The sequence below is a fragment of the Kitasatospora sp. NPDC056181 genome (assembly GCF_042266225.1).
In the GTDB taxonomy this organism is placed as follows: domain Bacteria; phylum Actinomycetota; class Actinomycetes; order Streptomycetales; family Streptomycetaceae; genus Kitasatospora.
Map to the genome: position 1 here is coordinate 1 of NZ_JBHJUK010000262.1, position 6,806 is coordinate 6,806.

The 6,806-nt window shown below is 77.8% G+C and carries 4 protein-coding genes; 1 reads left to right on the plus strand and 3 read right to left on the minus strand.

All coding sequences use genetic code 11. From position 1 onward, the window contains the following. The coding region (locus ACFC1F_RS42240; protein WP_376167008.1) for a protein kinase at positions 1-1,588 on the minus strand (1,588 nt) is incomplete at its 3' end. 426 nt (positions 1,589-2,014) lie between these two features. Between ACFC1F_RS42240 and ACFC1F_RS42245 the strand changes: the two genes are divergently transcribed. After that, positions 2,015-4,855 (plus strand): FtsK/SpoIIIE domain-containing protein, encoded by a 2,841-nt coding sequence (locus tag ACFC1F_RS42245; protein ID WP_376167010.1) that lies wholly within the window; start codon positions 2,015-2,017, stop codon positions 4,853-4,855. 109 nt (positions 4,856-4,964) lie between these two features. On the opposite strand, the gene ACFC1F_RS42250 is transcribed toward ACFC1F_RS42245, so the two are convergent. Together ACFC1F_RS42250 and ACFC1F_RS42255 are read right to left on the minus strand one after the other, a co-directional pair. After that, a complete protein-coding gene (locus ACFC1F_RS42250) occupies positions 4,965-6,029 on the minus strand; it encodes a CU044_5270 family protein (protein ID WP_376167013.1) in 1,065 nt (354 codons plus the stop codon). Then, a complete protein-coding gene (locus ACFC1F_RS42255) occupies positions 6,026-6,655 on the minus strand; it encodes an RNA polymerase sigma factor (RefSeq protein WP_307853419.1) in 630 nt (209 codons plus the stop codon). The genes ACFC1F_RS42250 and ACFC1F_RS42255 overlap by 4 nt, the downstream gene beginning before the upstream one ends. Positions 6,656-6,806: the final 151 nt, after the last annotated feature.

The following is a 6,806-nucleotide window of genomic DNA, read 5'->3' on the forward strand; positions in this document are numbered from 1 at the left end:
GCTCGGCCCGGCGCGGCGCGGGCTGCGGCGGCGCGGCCCGGTAGCCCTGCGGCGGTCCGGCCGGGGGCTGCTGGGGGCCCGGCCTGCCGTACGGCTGCGGGGCCTGGTGGCCCTGCGGCGGCCGGCCGCTCTGCGGGGGCTGGTTGTAGCCGCCGGGCGGCTGCGGGCGGCCGCCCTGCCCGGCCTGGAAGGGCGGCGGGGCCACCGGCGGGCGCTGGGCGTACCCGGGCGGCGGGGCCTGCCGGTACCCGCCCGGGGGCGCCTGCTGCGGCTGGTAGCCCTGCGGGCCCGGCGGACGGCCGCCCGCCTGGCCCCCCTGACCGGCCTGGAAGGGCGGCGGGGCGACCGGCGGGGCCTCGAAGTCCTCCGGGTCGAAGTAGCCGATCTCGGTCTGCTGGTTGCGGTCGCGGGCGGCCCGCAGCTGGGTCTGCCACGGGTGCGGCGCCTCCGGCTGCGGCGGCCCGGCCGGGGCCGGCGGCACGGCGGTGGGCGGCATCACCTGGGTGCGGTCCGCCGCGCCGTACGGTGCGGGCGGCGGCTGGGTGCCCATCACCGCGGTCGCGGCCGCCGGGTCGTACTGCTGGCCGGGCTGGACCGCCGGGCCGGACGGAAGCACCTGGGTGCGGTCCTCGGCGGGCGCACCGCCGGGGACCGCGGACGGCACCGCGGCCGGCTGCGGGTCCGGCAGCAGCAGCGCGCCCACCGCGAGTGCCGCGTCCACCGCGGCCGGCGAGGCGTGCACGCCGACCCCGGCGGCGACCACGCGCAGCGCGCGGGCCAGCGAGACGGCGCTCGGGCGCTGCGCCGGGTCCTTGCGCAGGCAGCGCTCGATCACCGTCCAGAGCGGGTCGGGCATGGTGGACGGGCGCTGCGGCTCCTGCGCCAGGTGCGCCTGGAGGACCGCCAGCGGACCATCGCCCTGGAACGGCTGTCGGCCGGTGACCAGCTCGTACAGCATGATCCCGGCGCCGTACACGTCCACCGCGGAGGTCTGCGGGCGCCCCTCGGCGGACTCCGGCGCGACGTAGGCCGGGGTGCCGACGAACTCGTGGGTGCGGGTGATGCCCGGGGAGTCGGCGAGCCGGGCGATGCCGAAGTCGGTCAGCAGCGGGTGCATCTGCTCGGTGCCGTCCACCACGGTGGTGGCGAGCAGCACGTTGGCCGGCTTGAGGTCACGGTGGACGACGCCGTCGGCGTGGCTGGCCGCCAGCGCGTCGGCGACCTGCGCCATCAGCAGCGCCCCGGCGATCGGGCTGAACGGGCCGTTGCCGCGCAGGTAGCGGGCCAGGTCGGGGCCCTCGACGAGGTCCATCACCAGGGCCAGCAGCTCGCCCTCGACGACCAGGTCGCGGACCTTGACGATGTTGGGGTGGGTCAGCCGCAGCAGCAGCGAGCGCTCGCGCAGGAAGCGCATGACCACGTCCGGGTCGGCCGCCAGCTCCTCGCGCAGCACCTTGATCGCGACCGGCTGCCCGGGCTCGCTGCCGGGCACCGCGACGTCCGCGCGCACCCGTCCGCGCCAGACGGTGCCGGTGGCCCCCCGTCCGAGGGTCTCCTCAAGCAGATACTTGCTGCCGACTGGCCGCACCTGTCGCACTCCTCGCCGTGCCGCCCGCGCGGGGCGCTCCTCCGCCGGTGCGGTGAGCCTGCCGGGCCCGTGTTCCGGCCACTCTAACGGTGTCCGTTCGCGATTTTGAGGCGACCGGCGAGGGGTTCGGCGCGGGTCCGGGGGACATCTCCCGGGGAGGTTCCCGGAGGCCGCTGGCCGGGGCCGGGACGCCTCGGTTGACCTGACTCCCCGTCGCCCCCACCATGGCGATGATCGCAAGATCGTCAAATCCTGTACCGCGCGCGGACTGTCGGTGACGGATGGCAGGATGACACTCGCCACTCTTGTGGCCCAATGCCGTCGCGGCGGCCCGCAGGGCGTCAGGCGCCGGCGGGCAGGCAGCACGGCCCGGGCAACAAGCGTCGGTACCAGGCGTCACCACCAGCAGAAGGGACCGCGGGCGAGATGCAGATCCGGCTGACCGTCCTCCGACCGCGCAGCGGCCCGGCAGCCGCCGGATCCGCCATCCCCTACGTGGACGTGCTGGTCACCGCTCCCGTCGGCACCGCGCTCGGCTCCCTCGCGGGTGCCCTCGCGGGCGCCGTGGGCGTGCGCGGCCCACGGGCCGCCACCCACGTACACCTGTACGCCGGGGCGCACCGGGTGGACGAGCACACCCTGCTCGGCCACCCCCCGCTGCTCGACGGCGCCGTGCTCAGCCTCAACGAGCCCGACCCGACCGCCGACGACCCCGACGACGGCGCGGCCGCAGCCGAGCTGCGGGTGGTCGGCGGCCCCGACGCCGGCGGCGTCCACCGCCTGCACGGCCGGGAGATCCGGGTCGGCCGCTCCGGCGAGGCCGACGTCCCGCTCGACGACCCGGACGTCTCCCGGCTCCACCTCGCCCTCCACCTCGGCGAGGACGGCCAGGTCACCGTCCGCGACCTCGGCTCCACCAACGGCACCACCCTGGACGGCCGGATCGTCCCGCCCGGCCCGGCCGAGGAGGCCGTCCCGCTCGACGGCGCCGGCCTGCTGCGGATCGGCGAGTCCACCCTCCAGGTCGCGGCCCCGGATCTCCGGGACGGCTCCGGGGCGCCCGCCCGCGCGGCGCTCCCCGACGGCCACGGCCACCTCCAGCTCGCCCCGCCCGCCCCGGCCCGGCCCACGCCGCCCGTGGCCGAACCGCCCGCCGCCCCCGAGCCCGCGGCCGGCCGCACCCGCGGCCTGCTCTCGCTCAGGCTCGGCCGCGCCGCCGCCGAACCGCCCGGCCAGGAGAGCGCCGAGCGCCACCACGCAGCCGTCCGCACCCGGCAGGCCGCCGCCCAGCGCGAGCGCTGGCCCGACCTCGCCACCCTCCTGCTCAACGCCCTCGGCCCCGGCCCCCGGCTCTGGGAGCGCGGCCCCGGCCACCCCGACGCGCTCACCCTGCGCCTCGGCACCGCCGACCGCCCCGGCGGCCCCGGCACCTCCCCCGGCACCCTGCTGCCCGCCGTCCCGGTCACCCTCGACCTCCAGACCGCCGGGAGCCTCGGCCTCAGCGGCCCGCGCGAGCGCCTCGACGCGCTCACCCGCGCCGTCGTCGCCCAGCTCGCCGCCCTGCACCCGCCCACCGGCCTCAGCCTCGTCGTGGTCGACGCCGACCCGGCCCGGCCCCCGCAGGACCGCGCCGACACCTGGGCCTGGGCCCTCTGGCTGCCGCACCTGCGCCCCACCGACGGCCAGGACTGCCGGCTGCTGATCGGCCTGGACGACGACCAGGCCACCGCCCGCCTCACCGAGCTCACCGCCCGGCTCAGCGGCCCGAGCGGCCTCGGCGGCCACCCCGCCACCGTCGTCGTGGTCGACGGCCGCCCGGCCACCGAGGCCGCCCGGCACGCGCTCGACCTGCTGCTGCGCCAGGGCCCGGCCGTCGGCATCTTCCCGGTCTGCCTCGCCGAGCAGCCCGAACTGCTGCCCCGCGGCCTCGGCGCCACCGCCCTGATCACCGGCGAGGTCGGCACCCAGCTCTCCCTCGACCGGCCCGTCGCCCGCGGCCGCGAGACCCTGCACGAGGTCTCGCTGGACGCCGTCTCCGACGCCTGGGCCGAACGGCTGGCCCGCGTCCTCGCCCCGCTGCGCGAGGCCGTCCCGGCCGCCCGCGGCCCGCTTCCCGACGCGCTGCGCCTGCTCGACCTGCTCCAGCTCGACACCGTCACCCCCGCCAAGCTCTCCGCCCGCTGGGCCGCGCACGCCGGCGGCATCGGCGCCGCCACCGCCCTGCTCGGCACCACCCGGGACGAGCTCTGCACCCTCGACCTGGCCGACCCCGAGCTCACCCTCCCCTCCCCCGACCCGGGCGGCCCGCACCTGCTCATCGGCGGCGGGCGCGGCTCCGGCAAGACGGAGCTGCTGCGCACGCTGGTCGCCTCGCTCGCCGTCTCCGAGCGGCCCGAACGGCTGGCCGTCACGATCATCGAGGGCCGGGCGGTGGAGGACGGCCTGGACGGCTGCACCGAGCTGCCGCACGTCACCGGCCACCTGAACGCCGCCACCGACCCGCGGGCCGCACTGCTCGCCGCGGAGTCCCTGGAGGACGAGCTCGCCCTGCGCGAGCGGCTCTTCGACGGGCTGGACTTCGCCTCCTGGCACGCGGCACGCATCCTCGACGGGGAGCGGGGCCCGGACGACGAGCAGGACGCGGACCGCCCGGCCGTCCCGGTGCCCGTCACCGTCGGCGCGGCCGGCACCACGACCGCCGCCCGGGTCGTCCAGCCGCGCAGCGGCGACTCCCCCCGGCCGGCCCCCGCCGCCGCGCCGGTGCCCGCCCGGCTGGTCGTCGTGGTGGACGACTACGACGCCCTGCTCGCCCCCACCTCCCCGGCCGGCCGCCCGCTCGCCCGGGCGCTGGCCGCCGTCGCCCGCCGCGGCGGCCCGCTCGGCGTGCACCTGGCCGTCACCACCGGCCGCCCGGAGGAGAGCGCCGGCACCGAGGTCGACGAGGCCGCGCTGCTCCGGATCGCCCTGCGCACCGACGACCCCGCCGACTCGGACCTGCTGATCCACCTCGGTGACGCCGCCGCGCTCGGCGAGGACACCCCCGGCCGCGGCTACCTTCGGCTGCCCGACGGGGGCGTCACCGCGTTCCAGGCCGCCCGGATCAGCGGCCGCATCCCGCGCACCGCGACCCTGCGGCCGACCGTCGTCGCCATAGACCCGCTCCAGCTCGGGGCCCCGCCGGCCCGCCGGCCGGTCCGCGAGCTGGGCAACGGGCCGACCGACCTGGCGCTGCTCGCCAGCGCGCTCCAGCGGGCCGCCGGGCGCTGACCCGCCGGCACGCCGGGCACCGGGGGCGGATACCCGGGGGTCGGACACCGAAACGGCTGTGGGGCCCGCTTCCACCGGGCCCCACAGCTTTCCCACGGTTCGATCAGGATCAGGCGTTCTTCTGCTTCGGCTCCTCGCCGGGCTGGTCGGTGACCGCGCGGCCCAGTACCGCCGAGTGCCCGGCCACCGTGCCCGGCTTGCCCAGGTCGCTGCCCTCGCCGACGACGACCAGGCGCTCACCGAGGAACTCGTGGGTCTTCGGGTCGAAGATCCACTCACTCCGGACGCCGCCGTCCACGTGCGCCACCGCCACGCCGTGCCGGCCCGACGCGTCCACCGAGTCGTCGACCACGCTGACCCCGGGGATCTTCGCCGCCGCCCGGTAGAGCGCGGCGCTGACCGCCGGCGGCGCCAGCTGCTCGCGCAGCAGGTCGCCGATGGTCGTGAAGGCCTCCTGGTCAGGGGTCCTGCCCTGGCCCTTGGTCTCCGCGTAGATCTTCTTCAGCAGCGCGTCCGGGTCGGTCGGCAGCGTGGTCAGGTACTCGTACGTCGGCCCGTTCAGGGCGGGCTTGGTGGTCGGGTCGACCCACTCGCCGCCGTCGGTGCGCGGCGCGGGGCGCGTGTCCCCGGGCTTGCGGCTGCCCGGGTCGGAGAGCTTCCCCTTCCCCTCCTCCTTCAGCACGCCCCACTGGCTGCCGTCCACGGAGAGCCAGATCTGACGGCGGTGCGGCTTCTCGACGCTCGACTCGCCGGTGGCCAGGTTGACGCCGACGAAGGAGACCAGGCTCTCCACGTAGACGAACTGCTTCTTGCCGGGCTTCGGGTCGGGCTTGCCCGCCGCGGTGTCGGCGGCCTGGGTCAGCAGCTGGACGGCGGCGACCGGGGCCGCGTCCAGCGTGGTGCCGCCGGTGGTCCGGCCCTGGGCCTGCTGCTGCTCCTGCTTCGGGCTGCCGTCGCCGCCCCCGCCGCTCAGCACCATCGCCAGCGCCAGGCCGCCCGCCAGGGCCGGAACCGCCACCCAGCCGAACTTCCCGCGTCGGACCCGCGCGGGCTTCGTCTCCCGGATCTCACTCATCAGATGTCCCCTCAACAGCCGGTGGCGGTCGGCGGAGAGTTCGGGCCGCGCCGGCGCCGGCAGCAGCCGGTCCAGCTCCGCACGCTCGTGCTCGTTCATCGGTTCGTCTCCCGTGTCGACCGGGCCGCATCGGTGCGGCCACCCCGTACCTGTCCGACCTCCGCACGGAGTTCCCGACCGTTCTTCAACTCCTCCTCGGCCAGCGCGCGAAGCTTGGTACGAGCGCGCGAGAGCCGCGAACGCACTGTGCCGATCGGCAGTCCGAGGGCCTCGGCGGCGCTCGCGTAGTCCAGGCCGGCCCAGACGCACAGGCCGAACACCTCCCGCTCGGCCTTCCGCAAGCGGGCCAGCGCCCGCCGGGCGGCGGCCAGCTGGGCGCTGTCGTCCAGCCGCCCGACCAGCTCGTCCGCGAAGTCCGGCACCACGTCCCGGGGCGGCAGCCGCTCCATCGCGGCCCGGTGCCGCCGGGCCGCGCGGGCCGTGTTGCGCAGCACGTTGGCGGCGACCCCGAACAGCCACGGGCGCACCGGCTCGTCGCCCTCGCGGAGCTTGCGGCGCAGCCGCCACGCCTCCAGGAAGGTCAGCTGGACGACGTCCTCCGCGACCGCCCAGTCCCCCGACACCCGCACCGCGTACCGGTACAGGTCATCCGCCGCCTCGTCGAACAGCTCCCCGAACGCCCACTGGTCCCCATTCCTCAACCGGTCCCGCTGTGACAGCTCCACACCCCCACCTGTCCGCACCGCCCCGCCGGGTTCCCACCGACCACGGCACGGCGGGGGGGGCGGCGGGGGGGCCGGGGCGCCCGGCGGGGGGGGCCGGGCGCCCGGGGGGGGGCCCCCCCCCCGGGCGCCCGCGCCCGGGGGGCCCCGCCCC

What these genes read in the sequence shown, in the direction of transcription:
- ACFC1F_RS42245 (WP_376167010.1), top strand. Translation starts at nt 2,015, where the DNA reads ATGCAGATCCGGCTGACCGTCCTCCGACCGCGCAGCGGCCCGGCAGCC.
- ACFC1F_RS42250 (WP_376167013.1), bottom strand. Translation starts at nt 6,029, where the DNA reads ATGAACGAGCACGAGCGTGCGGAGCTGGACCGGCTGCTGCCGGCGCCG.